22 protein-coding genes are annotated in these 23043 nt (G+C 35.3%); 9 read left to right on the top strand and 13 right to left on the bottom strand.

Features of this window, described 5'->3' with window-relative positions; translation table 11 throughout:
* Nucleotides 1-6 precede the first annotated feature (6 nt).
* From SIB89_RS14450 to SIB89_RS14425, 6 genes are all read right to left on the bottom strand, one after another.
* Nucleotides 7-693 carry a WbqC family protein gene (locus tag SIB89_RS14450; protein WP_412560329.1) on the bottom strand — a complete coding sequence of 229 codons (687 nt, stop codon included), beginning with the start codon at nt 691-693 and terminating at the stop codon, nt 7-9.
* Nucleotides 694-756: 63 nt separating this feature from the next.
* The gene (locus SIB89_RS14445) at nt 757-1734 is read right to left on the bottom strand and encodes an SDR family oxidoreductase (protein ID WP_412560328.1); all 978 of its coding nucleotides are present in this window, start codon (nt 1732-1734) and stop codon (nt 757-759) included.
* An 18-nt stretch (nt 1735-1752) separates the two neighbouring features.
* Nucleotides 1753-3048 (bottom strand): nucleotide sugar dehydrogenase, encoded by a 1296-nt coding sequence (locus tag SIB89_RS14440; RefSeq protein ID WP_412560327.1) that lies wholly within the window; start codon nt 3046-3048, stop codon nt 1753-1755.
* A complete protein-coding gene (locus SIB89_RS14435) occupies nt 3045-3635 on the bottom strand; it encodes a sugar transferase (RefSeq protein WP_412560326.1) in 591 nt (196 codons plus the stop codon). The genes SIB89_RS14440 and SIB89_RS14435 overlap by 4 nt, the downstream gene beginning before the upstream one ends.
* 20 nt (nt 3636-3655) lie before the next feature.
* Entirely contained in the window at nt 3656-6145 is a 2490-nt protein-coding gene (locus SIB89_RS14430; protein WP_412560325.1) for a polysaccharide biosynthesis tyrosine autokinase, read from the bottom strand.
* Between the two features lies 1 nt (nt 6146).
* Entirely contained in the window at nt 6147-6950 is an 804-nt protein-coding gene (locus SIB89_RS14425) for a polysaccharide biosynthesis/export family protein (RefSeq protein ID WP_412560324.1), read from the bottom strand.
* A 101-nt stretch (nt 6951-7051) separates the two neighbouring features.
* On the opposite strand from SIB89_RS14425, the gene SIB89_RS14420 reads away from it, so the two are divergent.
* From SIB89_RS14420 to SIB89_RS14390, 7 genes are all read left to right on the top strand, one after another.
* Nucleotides 7052-8914 (top strand): ABC-F family ATP-binding cassette domain-containing protein, encoded by a 1863-nt coding sequence (locus SIB89_RS14420; RefSeq protein WP_412560323.1) that lies wholly within the window; start codon nt 7052-7054, stop codon nt 8912-8914.
* Between the two features lie 154 nt (nt 8915-9068).
* Nucleotides 9069-9827, top strand: a complete 759-nt coding sequence (locus SIB89_RS14415; RefSeq protein WP_412560322.1) for an O-methyltransferase — start codon at nt 9069-9071, stop codon at nt 9825-9827.
* An 81-nt stretch (nt 9828-9908) separates the two neighbouring features.
* The gene (locus SIB89_RS14410) at nt 9909-10598 is read left to right on the top strand and encodes an ABC transporter ATP-binding protein (protein WP_155089392.1); all 690 of its coding nucleotides are present in this window, start codon (nt 9909-9911) and stop codon (nt 10596-10598) included.
* A gap of 152 nt (nt 10599-10750) precedes the next feature.
* The gene (locus SIB89_RS14405; RefSeq protein WP_412560321.1) at nt 10751-11326 is read left to right on the top strand and encodes a cob(I)yrinic acid a,c-diamide adenosyltransferase; all 576 of its coding nucleotides are present in this window, start codon (nt 10751-10753) and stop codon (nt 11324-11326) included.
* Nucleotides 11327-11479: 153 nt separating this feature from the next.
* A complete protein-coding gene (locus tag SIB89_RS14400) occupies nt 11480-11701 on the top strand; it encodes a DUF2795 domain-containing protein (protein ID WP_008272287.1) in 222 nt (73 codons plus the stop codon).
* A gap of 185 nt (nt 11702-11886) precedes the next feature.
* Nucleotides 11887-15243, top strand: a complete 3357-nt coding sequence (gene secA, locus SIB89_RS14395; RefSeq protein ID WP_412560320.1) for a preprotein translocase subunit SecA — start codon at nt 11887-11889, stop codon at nt 15241-15243.
* A gap of 80 nt (nt 15244-15323) precedes the next feature.
* Nucleotides 15324-15875, top strand: coding sequence for a hypothetical protein (locus tag SIB89_RS14390; protein WP_412560319.1), 552 nt, complete (start codon nt 15324-15326; stop codon nt 15873-15875).
* Between the two features lie 10 nt (nt 15876-15885).
* On the opposite strand, the gene SIB89_RS14385 is transcribed toward SIB89_RS14390, so the two are convergent.
* Together SIB89_RS14385 and SIB89_RS14380 are read right to left on the bottom strand one after the other, a co-directional pair.
* Nucleotides 15886-16308 (bottom strand): DoxX family protein, encoded by a 423-nt coding sequence (locus SIB89_RS14385; RefSeq protein ID WP_412560318.1) that lies wholly within the window; start codon nt 16306-16308, stop codon nt 15886-15888.
* Between the two features lie 161 nt (nt 16309-16469).
* On the bottom strand, nt 16470-17132 hold the full coding sequence (locus SIB89_RS14380) for a hypothetical protein (protein ID WP_412560317.1): 663 nt from the start codon (nt 17130-17132) through the stop codon (nt 16470-16472).
* Between the two features lie 107 nt (nt 17133-17239).
* Between SIB89_RS14380 and SIB89_RS14375 the strand changes: the two genes are divergently transcribed.
* Together SIB89_RS14375 and SIB89_RS14370 are read left to right on the top strand one after the other, a co-directional pair.
* Complete coding sequence (locus SIB89_RS14375) at nt 17240-17653, top strand: hypothetical protein (protein ID WP_412560316.1); 414 nt, start codon at nt 17240-17242, stop codon at nt 17651-17653.
* Nucleotides 17646-18173, top strand: a complete 528-nt coding sequence (locus SIB89_RS14370; RefSeq protein ID WP_412560315.1) for a YybH family protein — start codon at nt 17646-17648, stop codon at nt 18171-18173. Before SIB89_RS14375 ends, SIB89_RS14370 begins: the two co-directional genes overlap by 8 nt.
* Here SIB89_RS14370 and SIB89_RS14365 read toward each other — a convergent pair.
* From SIB89_RS14365 to SIB89_RS14345, 5 genes are all read right to left on the bottom strand, one after another.
* Nucleotides 18170-19126: a lipid A deacylase LpxR family protein gene (locus SIB89_RS14365; RefSeq protein WP_412560314.1), complete on the bottom strand. Its 957-nt coding sequence runs from the start codon at nt 19124-19126 to the stop codon at nt 18170-18172. The genes SIB89_RS14370 and SIB89_RS14365 overlap by 4 nt on opposite strands.
* A 33-nt stretch (nt 19127-19159) precedes the next feature.
* Nucleotides 19160-19864 carry a peptidoglycan DD-metalloendopeptidase family protein gene (locus SIB89_RS14360; protein WP_412560313.1) on the bottom strand — a complete coding sequence of 235 codons (705 nt, stop codon included), beginning with the start codon at nt 19862-19864 and terminating at the stop codon, nt 19160-19162.
* A 103-nt stretch (nt 19865-19967) separates the two neighbouring features.
* Nucleotides 19968-21581: a hypothetical protein gene (locus SIB89_RS14355; RefSeq protein ID WP_412560312.1), complete on the bottom strand. Its 1614-nt coding sequence runs from the start codon at nt 21579-21581 to the stop codon at nt 19968-19970.
* A gap of 67 nt (nt 21582-21648) precedes the next feature.
* Complete coding sequence (locus tag SIB89_RS14350; RefSeq protein ID WP_412560311.1) at nt 21649-22218, bottom strand: hypothetical protein; 570 nt, start codon at nt 22216-22218, stop codon at nt 21649-21651.
* Complete coding sequence (locus tag SIB89_RS14345) at nt 22202-22759, bottom strand: RNA polymerase sigma factor (RefSeq protein ID WP_412561922.1); 558 nt, start codon at nt 22757-22759, stop codon at nt 22202-22204. The genes SIB89_RS14350 and SIB89_RS14345 overlap by 17 nt, the downstream gene beginning before the upstream one ends.
* Nucleotides 22760-23043 lie beyond the last annotated feature (284 nt).

Below are 23043 nucleotides of genomic sequence, written 5' to 3'. Positions count from 1 at the left end.
TACAAACTAGAATTTTAAATAATTTCTTGCATTTGGGCCTTCGTTGAATAATAAATCTAAAACACTTACCTGATGCTCAAAATCACCATTAATTTGATGATACGGTTTATAGCCTGAATAATCCATCCATAAAATATCTAAATTATTCTCTTTAAAAAGTGTCTCGTCGATATATTCTTTAGCAGCGGGTCCCGAAATATAAGTAGAAGCGTTAAGTTTTTGACACGCTTCAATAAGTTTCTCCTGCCTATCACCTTTTAGCTCCAATGTTCTTGAGTCTATGATATCAGTAGTAATATCCAAAAATTTATTAATTAATACAATAAACTTTCTGTTTATCTCACTTAGATAGATATCAGAACCATCATAGATTTCCTTAATTTCATCTTTATATTGATTAAAATAAGGACTCTTTCCATAATTGGCCTGTAAGGAATTAAAGTGCTTTCTGCTCCAGTTATTATTAATGACTTTGGTTTCGTGAATCTTTTGTGAAGTGGATTTATGGCTTACAGGTATGGTCAACCATTGTAATCCGTTCTTGGTCTTTATAAGGTTTCTATTTCTCCAGTCGTTCTTTGTATACTGTACTTCGTCATATATAACAAAAACATCTGCCCGAGCAATAATATCAAAGTAGCCTTTCCAGGGAATATAATTAGATTGTAAAATAGCTACCTTTTTAGAATGCATTACTTTTTGTCTCCTACTTATAAAGCAGAAAAATAGTAAATTCTAAAGTAAAAAATGGTTATCTTAATTAAAATAATCCCAAGTAATTTTAAGACCTTCCCTAACTGTATATTTTGGCTTATAACCTAAAAGTTTTTGTGCCTTAGAAATATCCGCCAAAGAATCTCTTACATCACCTTGTCTTGGTGGTCCGTAAATAGCTTTTAATTCTGAATTTGCTGCCATACGTAACGAGTCCCAAAGGTAATTTATCGTTATTCTTTCGCCACAAGCTATATTAAACACTTCGTTCTTTGCGTCTTTTGAAGCAAAAAAGCCTTTGATGTTAGCTTGTACAACGTTATCTATAAAGGTAAAATCTCTTGTTTGCTCTCCATCACCATTGATTTTTGATGGCTCATTATCCTTTAATGCTTGCATAAACAAAGGAATTACTGCTGCATAAGCACCATCAGGACTTTGTTTTGGGCCAAAGACATTAAAGTATCTTAAACCTATAACATCAGTATCGTACGTGGTGCCAAATACGTTTGCATACAATTCGTTTACGTACTTGGTTACAGCATAAGGAGATAAAGGTTTTCCTATGGTATCTTCTACTTTTGGTAAAGATTTACTATCACCATAAGTTGAACTCGATGCTGCATACACCATACGTTTTACCGTTGGGCTGTCTTTAAGTGCAATCATCATATTTAAAAATCCAGAAATATTAACTTCGTTAGTTGTTGCCGGATCGTTAATAGAACGTGGCACAGAACCTAAAGCTGCTTGATGGGAGACGTAGTCCATCCCGTCCATAGCCTTCTTACAGGTGTCTAAATCTCGAATATCTCCTTCTATTAATTCAAAAGCAGCGTTATCATGAAATTCAGTTAAATTCTTACGATGACCATTAGAAAAATTATCTAACACTCTAACTTTCTTAGCATTGTATTTTAACAGGTATTCTACAAGGTTAGAGCCTATAAAGCCTCCACCTCCTGTGATTAAAAAACTTAACTCAGAAAGATCTTCTGTATGGTGTGGATTTGAGTACATAATAGTAGGTGATTTGGTTTATAAACGTGCGTCAACGGTATCTCGTGGTAATAAAGATTTAACATCGAAAGTCACACATTTATCAGATTTTAAAGGATCTAAAGAAATTTCTAAAAACTCATTATGAGACACTGCTAAAATTATGGCGTCATAGCCAGACTTCAATTCAGACATTGAAGATTTCAAATCTAAACTATACTCATGTTTTACCTCCTCCTTAGAAGCCCAAGGATCATAAACATCTACATTGACGTGGTAAGACTGCAATTCTTCAATGATGTCTATGACTCTAGAATTTCTAATATCTGGACAGTTTTCTTTAAACGTAATACCTAAAACCAAAGCATTTGAGCCTTTGATTGTGGCGCCTTTCTTAATCATCATTTTAACAGTTTCGGTAGCTACATAGCTTCCCATACTGTCATTCATCTTACGACCAGCCAATATGATTTCTGGATTGTAACCAGATTCTATAGCTTTTTGCGCTAAATAATAAGGGTCAACTCCTATACAGTGACCACCAACCAAACCTGGTGAGAACTTTAAAAAGTTCCATTTAGTACCAGCAGCTTCTAAAACCGCTTTAGTGTCTATATCTAAAAGTCTAAAGATTTTTGATAATTCATTGACGAAAGCAATGTTAATATCGCGTTGCGAATTTTCAATCACTTTTGCCGCTTCAGCTACTTTAATAGATGGTGCTAAGTGCGTACCAGCTGTGATTACAGTTTTGTATAAATCATCTATTTTCTTAGCAATTTCTGGAGTAGAACCAGAAGTTACTTTTAAAATTTTGGTAACTGTATGATGCTTGTCTCCCGGATTGATACGTTCTGGAGAATAACCTGCATAAAAATCTTTATTAAAGACTAGACCAGATGTACTTTCCACTACTGGGATACAAATGTCTTCAGTGGCTCCTGGATACACAGTAGATTCATATATTACAATATCGCCTTTATCCATAGCTTTACCTACGGTTTCACTTGCTTTTATAAGCGGAGTAAATACAGGTTTGTTAAGAGCATCTGTTGGTGTTGGTACCGTAATGATATATACGTTGGCAACAGATAATGCCTCTATATCATCTGTGATGTAAAGTCCTTTATTTGCATTTAGATCTGTAGTTAAAACAGATTTAAGGTTGTCATCCTCAACTTCAAGTGTCTTGTCAACACCAGAATTTAACTCACTGATTCGCTGTTTGTTGATATCAAAACCAACGACGAAGAATTGTTTTGCAAATTCTACGGCAAGGGGCAAACCGACATAACCTAATCCTATGATTGCAATTTTGTCTTCAGAATGTGTCATTTGTTTAAAGTAGATTTTAAAATGAGCCTCAAATCTAAATAAAAACTGTAATTCTTAACGTAGTTTTTGTTGATTTTCACTTTATCTACCCAAATAATCGTTCTATTGTAGTGTACTGGGTCTTTTTGTCGTTCTAATACACGCTCTTCGTCCTTGTATTTAATTGTAGCTTCGCCAGTTATACCAGGTTTTACCTTTAAAATTATCCGATCTTCACCTTCTAATTCATCTGCAAAACCTTGAACGTCTGGTCTTGGGCCGACGAAACTCATATCACCTTTAAGTACATTAAAAAGTTGTGGAAGCTCATCTAGTTTTGTTCTCCTAAGGTATTTTCCCAGAGCTGTAGCGCTCTTCTCCAAATGACCCAATTTATGTTCCTCTTCTCTTAGTGTTCTAATCTTATAAATTTTAAACAACTTACCATGTTGTCCAACCCGCAATTGTGAGAATATACCATGCCTTTTGGTATCAATTGTTGCGGCAATGGTAATAACCAAAATAGGAATAATTAAAAATGGCAATAGTATTATTACTAAAACAACGTCGAAAATGCGTTTTACTCTGAGCTGTGCTTTAGTAATCAAAATTTAATATTTAATGAAAATTATAATCGCCTCAAGAAATTTTTAACTCTTCCGAATATAGATTGGTTATCTTTTTCATGATAGGCATTGCCGTAAGTTCCATAACCATATCCGTATCCGTAACCGTAACCATATCCATAACCGTAACCATAATTATGATTACTCTTGTGCTTATAAAAGTTTAATACAAAGCTTATGTTTTTTAACTCACCCGTCCTATGTTTTGCGTTGACCAATTGCAACATTCCTTTTTTGGTATAATCTAACCTTACCATAAAAATTGTAGCGTCTGCATACTGAGTTAACTCGAGCGCATCTGTTACCAAGCCTAATGGTGGAGTGTCTAAGATAATTATATCATAGGTCTCTTTTAATGAGCTAATAAGCTCTTTGAGTTTTTCACCCATCAATAATTCTGAAGGATTTGGTGGAATTGGGCCAGATGTTATTAAATCTAGATTTTCCACATGAGTATTGGTTATGATCTCATCCAAGACGCTATCTCCAATTAAATAATTAACGATTCCCTTTTCATTGGTAATATTAAAATCATCAAAAATTTTAGGTTTACGTAAATCTAGACCAAGTAAAATTGTCTTTTTTCCCGATATAGCATATACAGTGGCGATATTAATCGAGGTAAATGTTTTACCCTCACCACTTACAGATGATGTAATCATTAAAGTGTCCGCTCTTGTTTCTGAAGGATTATTCTTGAAAATAAATTGTAAGCTAGACCTAATTGCTCTAAACGATTCGGCTACAGCAGACTTTGGCTTTTCATATGCCACTAAATTATTTTTATAACGATATTTACCTATGAGCCCTAAAATAGGAATTTTGGACATCTTTATTATTTCATCCGAACCATGTATCGTACTATCTAACAAATAGATAACAAATATTAAAAACATTGGCGTAAAGAAACCAATCATCAACGCCATCATATAATTTAGCGACTTCTTTGGTCCTATAGGAGCATTACCTATATCCTTAGCCTCATCTATAACCGTTATATCAGATACATTGGCAGCTTTTACAATTGCAGCTTCACCACGTTTTGCCTGATAAATATTGTAAGCCTCACTGCTTAAATCTAACTTACGTTGAATCTTTAAATATTCTTGCTGATCTGCAGGGAGGTCTAATAGTTCTGATTCAATATTAGCTATTTTGCGGTTTATTGCATTTAACTGAACACCTATGGTTTGCTTGGTAACATCAATTGCCTCAAGCAATACACTTTTCTCAGTTTCTATACGCCTATCCAGTTCATCAAACAAAATAGATTCCTCCTTTGTGGAGTATTCTAAATTTCTACGCTCCACTGATAAACCTATTATATTACTAACGCCAGATAATATATTTTGCTCTTCTATACCAACGGAAGAAGGTGCAGAAATTTCAGTGTAGTCGTTTTGTGTTCTAAGATAATTTTCTAAGCTATTTAGATAATTTAGTTTAGACTGTACTTCAATTTTTTCCTTATCAAATTCTTTTAATAAATCAGATTTCTGAACTATTTCCTCTGCTACATCAAAGACTTTATTAGATTTTCTAAACTCATTCATTTCGTCAGTAATAGCTTTTAAATCAGAATTCACAGCACCTAGACTACTGTCAATGAATTTAATAGTATTAGTGGCATATAAATTTTTTCGTTGCAATTCTGTTTTACTTAATATGGCTGATGTGGCATTAAGAAAATCCACAATTTTTGATTTATTTTTACCAACAAGTGACAATTTTAATACCGATGAAGCGTCTCGTGAAGTAGGCTCAATGTTAATACTGTTCTTATAATTGTTTACTACGGAATCAAAATTCAAGTATTTAACGAAAAAGGTATCATCGCTAGAAAAGTTTGCCGTTGCCTTTAACTCTACTGTTCCGCTAAAAAAAGGAAGTATTACAGTGTCTCCAAATTTGAACTGCTGTGAAAATTTCCCTTTACTAATTGTAACATTCAACTTTTCCTTTGTATCATATATTTGACACAATACTCTTTCATTTTCAAATTCATAGATTAACTCAAAGGTTGAATTATCAATAATTTTCACTTCGATAGGTTTATCTAACATTTGAGGTCTAGATTTATCCGTTTTAATCTCAAAAGGCGCAGCTTTGTAGACATCCTCCAAGTGATATTTACCTTCTTTTAAATATTGTTTATAATATTCTAAGGAATCCACAACAATTTCGTTGTGAGATCTGGTTTTAATCTCAGTAATAATACTACCTACCTTACCTGAAACCCCTCCCCAATTAAACGATATACTGGTATTGGCTGTAAAAAAAGGATTTTGATCATTATTAACGGTAATCAAGGAATCTAACCTATAAATATTCTGCTTTCTCACATTAATAAAATAGGCTATTACCAATGCAACACCTATGCACAATAATACTAATTTCCACAGGTTTAGAGCCTTAAACAAAAACCCCTTAAAATCAAAACCAACACGTTGAGATTCTAGCGCATCAATATCTTCATAGTCTTTATAATCCATACTACAGTCTTGAGAATAATAAAATTGAAGAAGTTATCAGAGATACAATTGTTGCAATTGTAGTTAAACCAGAAACAGCAGTTTCTCCCGTTCCGATTGACTTTTGCTTTAGAGGCTTTACATAAATCATATCATTAGGCTGAATATAATAGTATGGTGACTTCATTACATTAATATCGGTTAAATCTAGGTGATGTATTTGCTGTCCTTGTGGGTACTGACGTATAACTAAAACATCCTTTTTATTACCCGTTAATGGTATTTCACCCGCATTTGCAATAGCTTCGAAAATATTTACACGCTCTTTGAACAGGGTGATTGTGCCTGGGCTTCCTATCTCTCCATTAACAGTATATCTCAATCCTGCCAATTTTACAGTTATAAAAATATTAGCCGTTTCTTTGAACTGCTCGTCCAATAACTTCTTTTCTATCATTTGCTCAATTTCTTCAGCTGTATAACCTAAAACATTAAAACGCCCTAATGTAGGTATTCTTATATTTCCATGTATATCAACCGTAAATCCATCGAAATATGCACGTTCTGCACTACTCGCATTAAGATTTCCTTCTTGACTTATGGGATTAAATATTTGAACATTATCCTGATCCAGAACTTTAATTCTAATATTTAAGATATCATCGATTTGTATTCTATATGGTTTTTGTACCTCAGATAAATTATTAGGAATAGTATCGTTGATTGCACTTTCCTTATTTTGTAAGTAAACAGTGTCTTTGTGCGGAATACAAGATGAGACAATTATACAAGCAAGAACAATAATCAAAAGCTTAATGCTTCTCATAGGTAATTAAGATGTTTACAGACAAATATAATGTATCAACACCAATAACAAAACTATTAGGTTTCTTTTTGGTTTATTTCGTTCTTTGTAAAAAATTTAGCGTGAATTACCTCAACGTAGAAAATATATCCAAGTCATACGGAGAGCTTGTGCTCTTTAAAAATCTGTCTTTCAGCATCCATAAAGATCAGAAGATTGCTTTTGTGGCAAAAAACGGTAGTGGAAAAACTTCAATATTAAATATTTTATCTGGAAAAGACACGCCAGATGAAGGTCAAGTCGTTGTTAGGAAAGGATTGCGTTTAGCCTTCTTAGATCAAGAACCAGATTTAGATACAAAACTCACAATAGAGGAAACCATATTTGCTTCAGATATTCCTGTTTTAAAAATTATTGAAGCTTACGAAAATGCTCTAAAAGATCCTGAAGACACAGAAGCTTACCAATTGGCTTTTGAAGCTATGGACCGAAACAACGCTTGGGAGTTTGAAACGCAATACCAACAAACCTTATCGCAATTAAAGTTAGACGATTTATCTATAAAAGTGAGCACGCTTTCAGGTGGTCAAAAAAAACGATTAGCATTAGCACAATCGTTATTGAGCAAACCAGATATTCTAATTTTAGATGAGCCTACCAACCATCTTGATTTAGAAATGATCGAATGGTTAGAAGATTACTTTGCCAAAACACAACAAACCCTTTTTATGGTCACGCACGACCGTTATTTCCTAGAGCGTGTTTGTAATGAAATTATTGAATTAGACCAAGGTCAACTCTACACCTACAAAGGTAATTACTCTTACTATCTCGAAAAGAAAGAAGCTCGAATCGAAAATGAAGCTACCGAAGTTGGTAAAGCTAAACAACTCTTTAAAAAGGAACTTGATTGGATGCGTCGCCAGCCCAAAGCGCGAACCACAAAATCCAAAAGCAGAATTGATGATTTCTTCGAAATAAAATCTAAAGCCCATAAAAGGCGAAAAGACCATCAAGTGCAATTAGAAATTAACATGGAACGCCTTGGCAGCAAGATCATTGAATTCCATAATGTTTCAAAAGCCTTTAAAGACAAAAAAATACTCGATGGATTTGACTACACCTTCAAAAAAGGGGAGCGCATTGGAATTATTGGTAAAAATGGTACCGGAAAATCCACGTTTTTAAATCTTCTCACGGGAAGTGTTCAAGCAGATGGTGGTAAGATTGTTCTCGGTGAAACCGTAAAAATTGGCTACTACACGCAAGGCGGAATAACCGTTAGACCAGAGCAAAAAGTTATTGATGTCATTAGAGCCTACGGAGATTATATTCCACTGGCTAAAGGTCGTCAAATTAGTGCACAACAACTTTTGGAACGTTTCTTATTCGACAGAAAAAAACAATATGACTTTGTAGAAAAACTAAGTGGTGGCGAACAAAAACGATTGTACTTATGTACGGTTTTAATTCAAAATCCCAATGTTTTAATTCTAGATGAGCCGACCAACGATTTAGATATTGTTACCTTAAATGTACTTGAAGATTTTCTAATGGACTTTCCAGGTGTACTACTTGTTGTCTCGCATGATCGTTATTTTATGGATAAAATTGTAGATCATCTTTTTGTGTTTAGAGGTGATGGTGTGGTCGATGATTTTCCAGGAAACTATTCCGATTTCAGAGCTTACGACAGCAGTCAACCAAAGCAAGCTGAAACTATTGAAACTACAGACAACACTAAAGCGATAAAACAAAACGAAGCTGCTAAATTATCTTATAACGAACAGAAAGAATACAAAAATTTAGAATCTAAAATACGTTCGTTGGAATTAGATAAAAAAGCGCTCGAAGCTAAGTTCAATAATCCTGAATTGTCTCAAGATGAGATCAACAAACTGTCAGAAGAACTTCAGGTGATCATTGACACTATTGAAGAAAAAGAACTACGTTGGTTTGAGCTTTCGGAAAAACTTGAAAATTAAAATCTCTCTAAGTCGCAAAGACGCGAAGAAAAAGACAAATGTCATTGCGAGGAACGAAGCAATCTCATAACGAAAATGACTAATTATTTAGTAATTAAACAGTTCAAAATACAGATATTAACTTTGCGTCTCTGCGCCTTTGCGAGATAAACCTATGTACCAAATAATAGTATACATAAAATTCCTTTTGAGCTCTACCAATCAACATGGAGTCCACTCCCCTTTTGTCTATAATTTCGTCACCAAATGTTTATACGGCAGAGAAAGATACACTGCATATTCGGATTTGGACAATTATAGAAATACCTTAAAACGTTCAAAAATCGAACTAGAGATAACCGATTTAGGCGAAGGCTCAAAAACTCTTGATTCTAAGAAACGAAAAGTAAGCGAAATGGTAAGAGCCTCGAGTAGCTCAAAAAAAGAAAGTAAATTACTGTTCAGAGTAGCGCAATATTTCAAGTTTAAATCAATTTTAGAATTAGGCACATCCTTGGGCATGGGAACTTATGCTTTTGCATTGGCAAATCCATCTTCAAAAATTACGACTATTGAAGGTTGTCCTAATAAATTAGATTATACAAAATCACAACTGGCAGAAAACATAACTTTCATCAATGGAGATTTTAAAACAATAATCCCTTCTTTGAAACAACAAAACTTTGATTGCATATTCTTTGATGGTCACCATAACAAAGAAGCAACCATTCAATATTTTGAATCCCTTTTACCAAAGGCACATAACGAATCAGTCTTTATTTTTGATGACATCTACTGGTCAAAAGAAATGACAGAAGCCTGGGAATATATCAAATCTCATAAAGCAGTGACAGTCACTGTGGACTGTTTTCATTTAGGTTTTGTTTTTTTCAGAAAAGAACAAGCCAAAGAACATTTTAAAATTAGAGTGTAACAACCTCCCAACTTTAGCGTCTTATTATCTGTAAAATCCTGTATCTTGCAGGACAATTATTCAACCAACTGTTAGTTTACCATGAGCGACAACGTCATTGAGATAAGAGGTATTATTAGAGATTTTAAACTAGGACAAGAGATTGTTCATGTCTTAAAAGGCATAGATTTAGATATAAAACGTGGCGAATATGTTGCCATTATGGGACCTTCTGGTTCTGGTAAGTCAACACTTATGAATTTATTAGGTTGCTTAGACACACCAACAGCTGGTATGTACAACCTCAACGGCAAAGATGTGAGCCAAATGACTGATGATGAATTGGCAGATATTAGAAATACAGAAATCGGCTTCGTTTTTCAAACCTTCAATTTATTACCTAGAACCACAGCATTAGACAATGTAGCCTTACCTATGGTATATGCTGGTGCTTCTAAAAAAGCAAGAGAAGAACGCGCTACAGAAGTGCTTAACGACGTAGGTCTTTCAGACCGTATGGATCACAAACCGAATCAATTGTCTGGTGGACAAAGACAACGTGTTGCCGTAGGCAGAGCATTGGTCAACAAACCTTCTATTATCCTTGCGGATGAGCCAACAGGAAACCTCGATTCTAAAACTGGTACTGAGATTATGGCACTTTTCGACCAAATCCACGCTGCTGGTAATACCGTGATTATGGTAACCCATGAGGAAGAAATCGCCGCACACGCGAAACGTGTTATTCGTTTACGAGATGGTATCATTGAAAGTGATACGTTTAATGATTAGTGAAACTAATAAACGTATCAACACATAAACAGTTAAACGCTTAAATAATTCAACCAACTTTTTACTTTTCAACTTTGCCTTTTTGCGCCTTTGCGAGAAAAACTTCAAACTTCAAACTTCCACCTTCAAGCCATATTCCTTAACTTTGAAATATGAAAGTATACACTAAAACAGGAGACAAAGGCACAACCGCACTTTTCGGTGGAACACGTGTACCCAAGCATCATATCAGAATAGAAAGCTACGGCACTATTGATGAATTAAATTCCCATATCGGACTCATAAGAGATCAAGAAATTGACCAACTATATAAAAACACGTTGATGCACATTCAAGATCGCTTATTTACCGTTGGAGCAATCTTGGCAACAGATCCTAAAAAAGCAACCTTAAAAAGTGGCAAGGATAGACTAAATATTCCTAAGATTTCTAACGAAGATATAGAACGTCTCGAAAAAGAAATGGATCAAATGGAAGCCAGTTTACCACCTATGACCCACTTTGTACTACCTGGCGGTCATCAAACCGTGTCATTCTGTCACATAGCTCGTACGGTTTGTCGCAGAGCCGAGCGCTTGGCCTCGCATCTCAATGATTTAGAGCCATTTCAACCCGAAACCTTAATGTACATCAATCGCCTTTCTGACTACCTTTTTGTATTGGCACGGAAGTTGTCACATGATTTGCAAGCAGAAGAGATTAAATGGATCCCACAAAAAGATTCGTAACGTTTTTGCCTCTAGACTGAGAATAATGCAATATTTCAGTCTGTAAAAGTTGAAGATTACACGTTCTTTTTATTAATGAATAATTAATTTAATTTTTTCTTGAATTATTCAACTAAAAAATTATTTTTGCAAAAATTAAAATTACAAACGCAAATGTATTGGACATTAGAATTAGCATCCTATTTAAGTGATGCACCTTGGCCAGCAACTAAAGACGAACTTATCGATTACGCGATTAGAACAGGTGCGCCTTTAGAAGTTGTTGAAAATTTACAAGCGATAGAAGATGAAGGAGATTCTTACGACTCTATTGAGGAAATTTGGCCAGACTATCCAACTGACGAAGATTACCTCTGGAACGAGGACGAATATTAACATATAAAATTACACAATTAAAGTCTCTTGCGTTATCTTAACTGAGAGACTTTTTTTATTTTCGAAAGTTCGCAAAATAAACCTACTTCAATTGTCCCCTCGAGGGACTTTAGGAGTGTTTTCAAAATAACAAACTAAACAACATACAGTTTGAAAATCAATCAATCTGTTACAAAACATATAACATGGGCATACTAGATAAAGTACTAAAAGTTTTTGTTGGAGATAAATCCAAACAAGACGTTAGTGCGCTACAACCAATTGTAAACCAAGTAAAAACCTTTGAAAAAGCACTCGAAGCCTTATCGCATGATGAGCTTAGGGCAAAAACTACTGAGTTTAAAGATAAAATAGCAGAAGCTCGCAAACCACTTCTCGAAAAGCAAAATGAGTTATTGGCAAAAGCCGAAGAGACTGAGGATATTGATGAGCGTGAAGACATTTACGTAGAAGCCGACAAAATTGAAGATGACATCTACGAGGTTACCGAAGAAGTTCTCAATGATATTCTACCCGAAGCCTTTGCAGTGGTTAAAGAAACCGCAAAGCGTTTTGTACACAACACTGAAATTCCTGTAACGGCAAATGCTTTTGATAGAGAAGTTTCTGGTGCAAAAGATTATGTAACCTTAGATGGTGACAAGGCTGTTTGGGCTAATTCTTGGGATGCTGCAGGTAAGCCCATTACTTGGGACATGATCCATTACGACGTACAGTTAATTGGTGGTGTTGCTATGCACCAGGGAAAAATTGCAGAGATGCAAACTGGTGAAGGTAAAACATTGGTAGCAACGCTTCCTGTGTATCTAAATGCATTAGCTGGTAAAGGTGTTCACCTTGTAACAGTCAACGATTACTTAGCAAAACGTGATAGCGCTTGGATGGCACCAATCTTCGAATTTCATGGGTTGAGTGTAGATTGCATTGACTACCACACTCCAAATTCAGATGCACGTCGCAAAGCTTATAACGCAGATATCACCTATGGTACCAATAACGAATTTGGTTTCGATTACTTACGTGATAACATGGCTCACTCGCCAGAAGATTTAGTACAACGTCCACATCATTATGCAATTGTAGATGAGATTGATTCGGTGTTGATTGATGATGCACGTACACCCTTAATTATTTCGGGTCCTGTTCCTAAAGGTGATGAGCACGAGTTTGATGCCCTTAAACCTAAAGTTCAACAACTAGAGGATGTACAACGTAAACATTTGGTCGGTGTCTTAGCCGAAGCTAAAAAATTAATTGCAGCAGGAGACACTAAAGAAGGTGGTTTTCAATTATTGCGAGCCTATAGAGGTATTCCAAAAAACAAAGCTTTAATTAAGTTTTTAAGTGAAGAGGGTGTAAAACAATTACTTCAAAAAACCGAAAACTTCTACATGCAAGATAACAATAGAGAGATGCCAAAGGTTGATGCAGAACTCTACTATGTTATTGACGAAAAGAACAATCAGGTAGAATTGACTGATAAAGGTGTCGATTTTCTTTCAGGAAAAGACGACCCTAATTTCTTTGTGATGCCAGAAATGGGCACCGAAATCGCCAAGATTGAGGCTAAAGGTTTATCGTCTGAAGAGGAAGCTAACCTTAAGGAAGACTTATTTAGAGACTTCGGCATTAAGTCTGAGCGTATTCATACACTCAACCAGTTATTGAAGGCTTACGCTCTTTTTGAAAAAGATGTGCAATACGTAGTCATGGATAACAAGGTTATGATTGTTGATGAGCAAACAGGTCGTATTATGGATGGTCGTCGTTATTCTGACGGATTGCACCAAGCCATTGAAGCCAAGGAAAATGTAAAGATTGAAGCCGCTACGCAAACTTTTGCAACCGTTACACTTCAGAATTACTTTAGAATGTACCGTAAACTATCTGGTATGACAGGTACTGCGGTAACTGAAGCCGGCGAATTCTGGGAAATCTACAAATTAGATGTAGTTGAAATTCCAACCAACAGACCAATAGCCAGAGATGATAGAGAAGATTTAGTTTATAAAACCAAGCGCGAAAAATACAATGCCGTAATTGACGAAGTTGTAGAGTTATCCAATGCAGGTCGTCCAGTTTTGATAGGTACAACAAATGTTGAAATTTCCGAGCTTTTAGGAAAGATGTTGAGCATTCGAAAAATTCCGCATAATGTACTTAACGCGAAGCAGCACAAACGTGAAGCTGAAATTGTAGCCGAAGCTGGTAATTCTGGACAGGTAACCATTGCCACCAACATGGCTGGTCGTGGTACGGATATTAAACTGAGTGATGAAGTAAAGAAAGCTGGAGGTTTAGCTATCGTTGGTACGGAGCGTCACGATTCACGTCGTGTCGATAGACAGTTACGTGGTAGAGCTGGTCGTCAGGGAGATCCAGGAAGTTCACAATTCTATGTGTCATTAGAAGATAACCTAATGCGTTTATTTGGTAGCGAGCGTATTGCTAAGATGATGGACAGAATGGGCTTAAAAGAAGGCGAAGTGATTCAGCATGGCATGATTTCTAAATCTATTGAACGTGCACAGAAGAAAGTAGAAGAAAACCAATTTGGTGTACGTAAACGTCTTTTAGAATATGATGATGTAATGAATGCACAACGTGAAGTTGTTTACAAACGTCGTCGTAATGCCTTGCATGGTGAACGTCTAAGAGTCGATTTGGCAAATATGATTTACGATACCTCTGAAGGTATTGCACTTAGCAATAAAGAAGCCAACGATTATAAAAACTTTGAGTTTGAATTAATCCGTTACTTTTCGATGCCATCACCTATTTCAGAAACGGAATTTTCTAGTATGGATGCGATGAAAATTGCAGGTGTCATTTATAAAGAAGCCTTTAAGCACTATCGTGAAAAAATGCAACGTGCGGCTGACTTAGCTTATCCTGTAATTGAAAATGTTTACAACACACAGCGTGACCGTTTTAAGCGTATCGTAGTACCATTTACTGATGGTGTTAAGAACCTTCAAGTTGTTACTGATTTAGAAAAGGCCTATGAGTCTAAAGGAAAGCAATTGATTAATGATTTTGAAAAGAACATTACACTTGCCATCGTAGATGACGCTTGGAAAACGCACTTACGTAAAATGGACGAATTAAAACAATCGGTACAGCTAGCTGTACACGAGCAAAAAGATCCATTATTGATTTATAAGTTTGAGTCTTTTGAGTTATTTAAAGCGATGATAGACCAAGTGAATAAAGATGTAATTTCGTTCTTATTTAAAGGTGAAATTCCACAAGAAACAGCGAATAACATTCAAGAAGCAAAACGCAGAAAGCAAGAGAAGCTAGAAACGCAAAAGGATGAAATCCCTAATATGGATGAGCGTGCTGCACAAAGTAGATCTGCTGGCGAAAGCGCTTCGCGTCAACCGCAAGTTGTGGAGACCATTGTAAGAGAGCAACCAAAGATTGGTCGTAATGACAGAGTAACCATCAAACATGTAATGAGTGGTGAAAGCAAAGTGGTAAAATACAAACAAGCCATTCCGTTGATTGATAAAGGAGAATGGGTTTTGGTGAATGAGTAAATTCCTGCGAAGGCAGGAATCTCATAAATAGAATCTAAAAATCCTGATGCAACCCATCAGGATTTTTGTTAATTTTAAATATGAAATTATTCAGAAGAGAATTAATACTAATATTTCTTTCTATTGTTGCTTTCTCTTGTAGGAACCCTAAAAAAGATCAATCCGCAAACTTCTACAAAAACAATGAGATAACCTGTACTACCAAAGAATGCCAAGGCACCTACCAAGGCCCAGAATTTGTAAATGGTGAAGATATAGCACATCAATTCTCTAATACCATGTCTGCAAAAGTTGGCGACCAACTTAAAGCGCTTTATAAAACTGGCAAGCAAAGTAAAGTAGATTTTTCAAAAATTAAAATGACCACTGAAGGTATGGGTTCTGGTATAGTGACTTATTATTTGTCTATTCCTTTTGTCAGTGTAAAAGAAAAATGCGATGCCTATACCTCTTTTGACCATGTTGGTGGTTGGAATCACCCACCTGCATTACAAGAACGTAAAGTACAGTTACAAAAAGTTTTAATGAAAGGCCATCAACTCAACATCAGTGATCTTAAAACCACCAAAGAAGGCTTACAAGAATATTGGATTCAATGGAAGAACAAAGTAATTCAGTCAGAGTGCGAATAATTAACTAAAACTACTGCTGCATCTTTAAATACTTATCTACCGAATGTTTACCCGAACCGTAAAACAAGAAGAAAATACAAACAAGCAATACAGAAGCTGCTAGTATAAAATTTCTAACATCCATTTCTCCAATAAAATTTATCAGCACAGCTCCAATGAGTATTGGTAATTGAGCCACTATAGCCCAACGGGTTAACAAACCAAATACAATTAAAAAGCCTCCGACAAAATGTGCTGGTGCTATGTAGTGAACAATCCACACATCTCCAATTAACGGTTTAATTGGCTCATAAAGCTTCAACAATAAAGGAAGATTAGACATAAAATAAACTCCTTGGTAAAATAGAAGAATACCCAAGGCAATTCTTAACAAATCAATAGGATAATAAGAGTGTGCATTAGCCCATTTATTGAGTGATTTTATATAGCCCATAGTTCAACTGATATTGATTTCACTTCTTTAAAGTTACTTAATTTTCTTGAGAAATGGAATGAAATCTTTACAAAAGTGTCTGAATATCAAGAACTAAGTTACAGAAAATCACTTCTTCCATCCTTTCGAAAAACCTGAATTAAGTAAAAGCCTACAATTATTTATGTAATAGTGACACCTACATTTTTAGAATAAATAGCCATAGCCTCTTTTGGCACATCTTGAAAAATGAGAGTACGTTTAAAGAACAGCCATTTTTCAGTTCTAAGCACGTATGGTGAAAATCCAGAGCGATGAATACCCTTTAATGATGGAATGTTATCCACTCCAACAAAAGTAATGATATATCTTCTACCTGCTTTTTTTTCCATATCCAATATTCTGGTTATTGCTGCTGGCATTATTCCGTTTCTTCGCATTGAAGGAATGGTAAAACCACCTTCCAATAACATTTCATTTTCCTTTAAAACAGGAAACGATGGTCCCCAAAATTCTTTCACAGCATCCTTATGCTCTGCACCTATAAGCCATTGTCTAAAGCATGGTTTATCATCAGTAGTTGTTGCTACATAGCAATTCGGGATGTTCTTTTCTATCAATCCATCGTTTTGTAAATCCTTTGCAAAATACTTACTGTCATCAGCTTTATATAAGCGAATATTTATATTGATTTGAGCATTTGGTGTTTCAAAAGGAATATTTAAATCACGTATTAACCCATAGGCTTCCGTTTTAGAAAAGATACGCTTAGAGACGCCTTTAATCATAAAGCTGATCTCTCCCTTTTTAATAAGATTAAAAATTCGAAGCACTGTGTTTTTCATACTTAAGTCGACTTAAACGGCCATAAAAATAGACTTTAAAAAATAAGGGCACTGAAAGCAGTGAAACTTTTTTAGTATCTTGAAACCACTAACTAATCTTCCTTAATATGAAAAATGTTTTAGCAACAATTGTAGGCTTCATTGTAGCCTCTGTCACAGTTTATATCATAGAATCTATTATTGGACACAATATGTTTCCTCTACCAGAGGGTGCAGATCCTATGAATATGGAGTGGTTAAAAAACAATATGGATCAAATCCCAACGGGATCTAAAGTACTTGTAGTTATCGCTCATTTTTTTGGACCAATTGCAGGAATGTTTGTAGCTGCTAAAATCTCTAAAACAAGCATGATTCCTGCTTATATCGTTGGTGGATTAATGATAGTTGCAACGCTTTTCAACATCATAATGCTTCCAAAAGAACTGTGGTTTACCTTAGCCGACGGCGTATTGGTAATTGTTGGTTTCTTAATTGGAAAATCTTTAGCTAAAAAACAAACCCCTTCAAGTCATGATTAAAAAAACAATTATTCCCATAGTCGTTCTGATATTTAGCACAACTTCCATTTGTGCTCAGAATTTAGACAACCTCAAAGCTATAAACGCAGTTTGGGGAAAATTCTACAAAGCCTTCGAAACACTAGATTATACCTTGATGGCAGACATCCATGCTGAGGATTTGGTACGTGTTTCTGGTGGTAAGCTCATTTTAGATTACGAGACTTACATTACTAATTACAAAACTAACTTTGAACGTAGTAAAGCAACTGGCCAGACCAGTGACATTTCCTTACGTTTTTTTGAACGCATCAATAACAACTCCACAGCAAGTGAACGCGGTATTTATAAGTTAACCAGAAATAAAGGTACCGAGAACGAACAGAGTTATTATGGTCAGTTTCATGTGCTGTTTAAGAAAATTGATGGTGAATGGAAAATAACCTTAGATTATGATTCTTCTGAGGGTGGAACTACTGGCGAAGATGACTTTAACAAAGCCTTTGCCATTGATGATTTTGAAAAATTTACAACGGATTAAAACGTAAATCCAATCCTGATGCCTCCCCATTTTGCTGAGGAACCGGTTTTAAATTCTCGCGTAATGGCACTTCGGGTATATTCAAAATACAAGGTTCTGGTTTTTATAACGAATCCATAATTGTATTGTGCCGTAAAGCGTTCTAAGTTATTAGACGAAATGGTGTAAGGACTTTTATCATTCAATACACCACCTTGAAGCGTTGCATCATAGCCAATTATACCAACCATTGGTTGCGCATAAAGATAAACCTGAAAATTTCTGTTCTCTTCGACAGTTGCAAAAGGGAAATTTACAATTCCTATTGTGGTATTGAATCCAACTGAAGCATTAGTGAACAGTGTGCCCAACTGCAATGTCCCATTAGCATTTAAGCCAAATAGATTCTTATAGCTATAAAGCTGTTTTTCATAATCAATTCTGTAATTGAGAATAAGATCATTTTTAATCTGATTGTCCCATCCGCCTGGAATTTTATTCCCAGTGGCTTTATGTATGCCAACTTGCATCTCCTTGCCAAAAGCACCTGGACCAATAAGACCCAAACTTAAGGATTGTGATAGTCTAAATTTCTTTTCAATGTTTGTGTCTATCTTAAAGCTTTTCAGCATTATAGCAGATGCAAAAGGCCTATCTCCAAACTGAATGTCTTTGCTCACGTAGTCATTTGGTGTAAACCCAATATGCTCTAAGGCCAAACCAAATTTTGTATTTGCGCTACTAGGTTTAAAGAATAGTTTATTGACAGGATTCTTTTCTAGGCTCTGCAAAACCACTTCAAAGCTATAGCCTTGGGTATAGTTTTCGTCTGTGGCTGCAAAATAATCGTTGTCGTAGTGAAATCTAAAATAGCTTTCGCTTTCTATAGCTCTATAAGAAATCGTATTGTCAATCTTTTGAGCACATATAATTATAGGGCACAAAAAGAAGAAAAAAATTGATGTTATTCTCATACTAACACATACGAGAATGTATATGCTATGGTTTCAAATTAGATCTAAGAGCAAATTAGGATCAGGACAGTTCCTTTTATAGAATGATATATCCAATTGATTACTCACGCCAGGATAATCACCTTTGTAATCTTGAATATCCTTTATAATCTGAAAATGTAAATGCGGAGGATAATCTCCATTGACCTTGGCAGTTCCTAAAGTTGCCAATTGCTGGCCTTGCTTCACTTCTGCTCCAACCTTTAAATTTTTAATTGACTCTATACTTAAATGCCCATAAAGTGTAAAGAATTTTTCGCCTTCAATATGATGCTCTAAAACTATAGTTGGTCCATAATCACCATAATTGGTGTTGTTTTTAAAACTATGAATAGTGCCATCTAAGGGAACATATACTGGAGAATCTGCTTCTATCCAAAGATCCATACCTAAATGAATATTGCGTTCTTCCTCCGGATTTTCTTGATTAAAATAATCACTACGTTGATAGATGCCTCGCTGTTCTAAATAACCACCAAATGCTGCCTTAGCATTACGTTTTGCTATATGGTTCCAAACAAAAACTTCTAATTCTTTTGAGGATGACATATTTACATCTGCTAACTCAGGATTTTTGACAGACAAATCCAAAGATGTATACTCTTCTTTAGTTATTGAAGTATCGAGTAAAGGATAAGGTTGAAGTGAAGTTAATAAGGTGTCTAAAGTAGAAAGCGGCATAAAAAATAAAATTTCCATAAAAATACTCTATTTATGGAAAAGGACATCGACTTTATTTAGTCTGGCATTAGAAATAAAAAAAGGTGAGATCACCTAATTTCAGGACATTGCAATGCACAATCTAATTCATAATCACATTGCTGAATTTTGCATTTACGCTAATGTTTCTGTTAGAACTTTGTCCTTCAGGATAATTTCTAATGGTTTCTTGCGACGTTGGTTTATTGTTCAACTTAGAGCGACTCCCTTTAAAGTACAAACTGTAATCTACATTCTTTGGTAAGTTCACCAACGCATCGGTATTTTCTAACACCAAATTTAGATTCTTAAATGTCTCTGCTAGGTTAGATATGGTTAAATCACCAAAACTACCATCAATAATCCCAGTATCTGTAAGGCGTTCTATATGAATGTTAGAAGATTTGGAATTCAATACTAAATCCTTTGCATTTTTAATCTGTGCCTTATCCACATAGTTGAGATTAAGTGTTCCTAAATTCCAGGTGTTGATGACAACTGGCGAGTAAGATACATTGATGGAAGTCTCGCTTCCATCAATGTTATCTGCTACTAAAAATGCATGTGATATATCTCCACTAAGGTTATAAATAACCGAAGATAATTTTAATTCGCCATGCCTAATATTGGTCTTTAATTTTGCCTTTTTAGGGATTTTTATTTTAATCACCTTTTTAACCTTGCTATTACTACCAGATTCTAGACGTCTCACCAAAATGGACTCTCTTTTATCTCTCATTTCTTTATGGCGTTTTTCCATTTCGGCAGCACGTTCTGCAACAGATTCTGCACGCTCTGCATAACGTTCTGCTAAACGAGCTTCGCGCTCTGCCATTCGTTCTTGACGCTCTGCCATGGCCTCACCACGTTTTTCCATCTCCTTTGCATACTTTTCGCCAAACTTCTCTCCCCAAGCTTCCATTTTTTCTGCCCATTCTTTTCCAAATTTTTCACCAAACTCTTCACCCCATTTTTCCATATCCTTAGCATATTCTTTACCAAATTTCTCTCCCCATTCTTCCATGTCCTTTGCCCATTGGCCTTCAAATCGTTTGCCGTATTCTTTACCCCATTTTGCCATCTTTTCTTGGTAACCAGATTCCGCAAATCGCTTTGCCCATTCCTCCATGCTTTTCTGTAATTCCTTACCACCTTCTTTTTCATACTTTTTGCTCCACTCTGCCAAGTACTTTTCACCTTCTTCTTGATATCTCTCGTAATCAAAAGATATTGACTTTACACCTTCTGGTAATTCAGGGAGCTCAGGCATTTCTGGCATTTCTGGCATCTCGGGCATTTCTGGTAGCTTAGCCATTTTTGGCATTAAAGGCATTCTTGGCATTTCTGGCATCTCTGCCAACTCAAATTCCAAATCTCTCAATAGTACAGCATAATCCTCTTCGCCAAATAAGCCTACAGCTCTTCCTGCACTAGATGAAATGATAACCCTATCATTAGATCCTTCTACTTTAAGGTTCCATGCTTCTAGAGCACGCTCTAACTCTTCTTCTGAAAGTTTGTCGCTTTCTATATAAGCTTCTACCTCTACAATGTCTTTGTTCCATGTGTCGATTTCTATTTCAACATAACTTGTGTTAAGGTCAATTACAACATCTTTGTTTACCTTAATGGATTGCGATGTTTTGTTTAACTTTTTTTGTGCATAACCAAATGAGGTTAAGAGGCACAATACTAAAATTTTAATTGTTTTGATCATTTGTTTTGATTTTTAGAGATACCCTGTCTATTGGGTAAATTCTGTTCGTTTTTTGATTTATAATTGATTATATACTCTCTTGAGTAAAAGTGTCGTCATTAAACTCCTGCAACTTATCTTTAAGACGCATTACAAGGTTTAGTCTAAACTTTAGATTATCTATTAGTGCATCTAAATTCTCTTCGTTAGGTCCATTTTCATTTAGCTCTATGGTAAGCTTATCATATTCTTCGTTTAGTTCCTTAAGTCGTTGAATATAACCATCTACCAAATCCTTGTTCTCAGGAGTCATTTGCACTTTAGACAACTCTAAATTGATACTTGCTAAGTAGTAGTCTTCAACTTTTTTTAAATCTGGGGAAACATCTCCAAGAGTTTTTATGTTAGTCTCTACCACTTGCTTATCATCATCAGGAATTACTAGCGTTGATTGAAAAAACTGATACGCACCAAAACTTAAACCCAACAATATAATCACACTAGCCGCCATGTTTAAAAAGCTAAATCGAGTGGATTGCTTTTTAACAGGCAATTCCGCATCTAGCTTGTCTAAAAAGCGTGCTTCATGACCTTCAGACATTTTCGCATGTTGTGCTTTGGTATCCTTTTCAAATAAATTTCTAAGATCTTGTGCCATTTTTCTCTGTTTTTAATGCTAACTGCAATTTTTGTTTTCCTCTAGAAAGTTGAGTTCTTGATGCCACTTCCGTAATATTCAGGATTTCTGAAATCTCTTGGTGGTCATATCCTTCAACTAAATAGAGCATTACAACATATCTATATTTTTCTGGCAGCTGCTCTATTGCTGCTTTTACCTCGTCTATCGTTACACAGTCTTCAACCAACCATTCACTTTCATAATCGTCATCGATAACTTTTAGATGATGCTCTTCCAATTCTATTAAGCGCTGACGTTTAGATTTTAAAACATCAATACATCTATTTATTACAATGCGCTTTAACCATGCGCCAAAAGTGACTTCTGCTCTGTATTGATCCAATTTAGAAAATGCCTTTATAAAAGCCTCTTGTACAATATCTTCGGCCTCCATGGTATCTTTCACAAATCTTAGCGCAACTATGAGCATACCGTCACAATACTGATTGTACAATTGCATTTGCGCTTGCCTATCATTCTTCTTGCATTTTTCAACAATATGAATCTGAATCGTGCTAATGATTAATTGGTTTTGGTTGATGATTGGTTTTCTCGATAATCGAGATAAGTTATTGAAACTTAATTTAGATTTTCAAAGTCTGGCTTCTTAAATCGCTATACTTGTTTCAAACTAACTTCACTCTAAAGACGACACATTTTTTTAAGTGTTGCAAAATCCTTTAAAAAAATTGCAAATTCTTTCAAATTATAAGATTTGCTTAAAATTCAGCGTTCTATTCTATAAATTTAGGGAATTGAATTATCTTTAAATTCTGAAATAAAAATTCACTTAAATAAACTGCT

The organism is Winogradskyella sp. MIT101101 (assembly GCF_047126865.1).
GTDB lineage: Bacteria > Bacteroidota > Bacteroidia > Flavobacteriales > Flavobacteriaceae > Winogradskyella > Winogradskyella ouciana.
Note: the sequence above shows the minus strand (reverse complement) of the source record. Positions and strands in the feature narration are given on the sequence as shown.

Coding starts and splice junctions, on each gene's coding strand:
- SIB89_RS14375 (WP_412560316.1), top strand. CDS start 17,240: ATGAAAAATGTTTTAGCAACAATTGTAGGCTTCATTGTAGCCTCTGTC.
- SIB89_RS14360 (WP_412560313.1), bottom strand. CDS start 19,864: ATGGAAATTTTATTTTTTATGCCGCTTTCTACTTTAGACACCTTATTA.
- SIB89_RS14350 (WP_412560311.1), bottom strand. CDS start 22,218: ATGGCACAAGATCTTAGAAATTTATTTGAAAAGGATACCAAAGCACAA.
- SIB89_RS14445 (WP_412560328.1), bottom strand. CDS start 1,734: ATGTACTCAAATCCACACCATACAGAAGATCTTTCTGAGTTAAGTTTT.
- SIB89_RS14390 (WP_412560319.1), top strand. CDS start 15,324: ATGAAATTATTCAGAAGAGAATTAATACTAATATTTCTTTCTATTGTT.
- SIB89_RS14415 (WP_412560322.1), top strand. CDS start 9,069: ATGTACCAAATAATAGTATACATAAAATTCCTTTTGAGCTCTACCAAT.
- SIB89_RS14355 (WP_412560312.1), bottom strand. CDS start 21,581: ATGATCAAAACAATTAAAATTTTAGTATTGTGCCTCTTAACCTCATTT.
- SIB89_RS14405 (WP_412560321.1), top strand. CDS start 10,751: ATGAAAGTATACACTAAAACAGGAGACAAAGGCACAACCGCACTTTTC.
- SIB89_RS14365 (WP_412560314.1), bottom strand. CDS start 19,126: ATGAGAATAACATCAATTTTTTTCTTCTTTTTGTGCCCTATAATTATA.
- SIB89_RS14450 (WP_412560329.1), bottom strand. CDS start 693: ATGCATTCTAAAAAGGTAGCTATTTTACAATCTAATTATATTCCCTGG.
- SIB89_RS14400 (WP_008272287.1), top strand. CDS start 11,480: ATGTATTGGACATTAGAATTAGCATCCTATTTAAGTGATGCACCTTGG.
- SIB89_RS14385 (WP_412560318.1), bottom strand. CDS start 16,308: ATGGGCTATATAAAATCACTCAATAAATGGGCTAATGCACACTCTTAT.
- SIB89_RS14440 (WP_412560327.1), bottom strand. CDS start 3,048: ATGACACATTCTGAAGACAAAATTGCAATCATAGGATTAGGTTATGTC.
- SIB89_RS14410 (WP_155089392.1), top strand. CDS start 9,909: ATGAGCGACAACGTCATTGAGATAAGAGGTATTATTAGAGATTTTAAA.
- SIB89_RS14380 (WP_412560317.1), bottom strand. CDS start 17,132: ATGAAAAACACAGTGCTTCGAATTTTTAATCTTATTAAAAAGGGAGAG.
- SIB89_RS14370 (WP_412560315.1), top strand. CDS start 17,646: ATGATTAAAAAAACAATTATTCCCATAGTCGTTCTGATATTTAGCACA.
- secA (WP_412560320.1), top strand. CDS start 11,887: ATGGGCATACTAGATAAAGTACTAAAAGTTTTTGTTGGAGATAAATCC.
- SIB89_RS14425 (WP_412560324.1), bottom strand. CDS start 6,950: ATGAGAAGCATTAAGCTTTTGATTATTGTTCTTGCTTGTATAATTGTC.
- SIB89_RS14430 (WP_412560325.1), bottom strand. CDS start 6,145: ATGGATTATAAAGACTATGAAGATATTGATGCGCTAGAATCTCAACGT.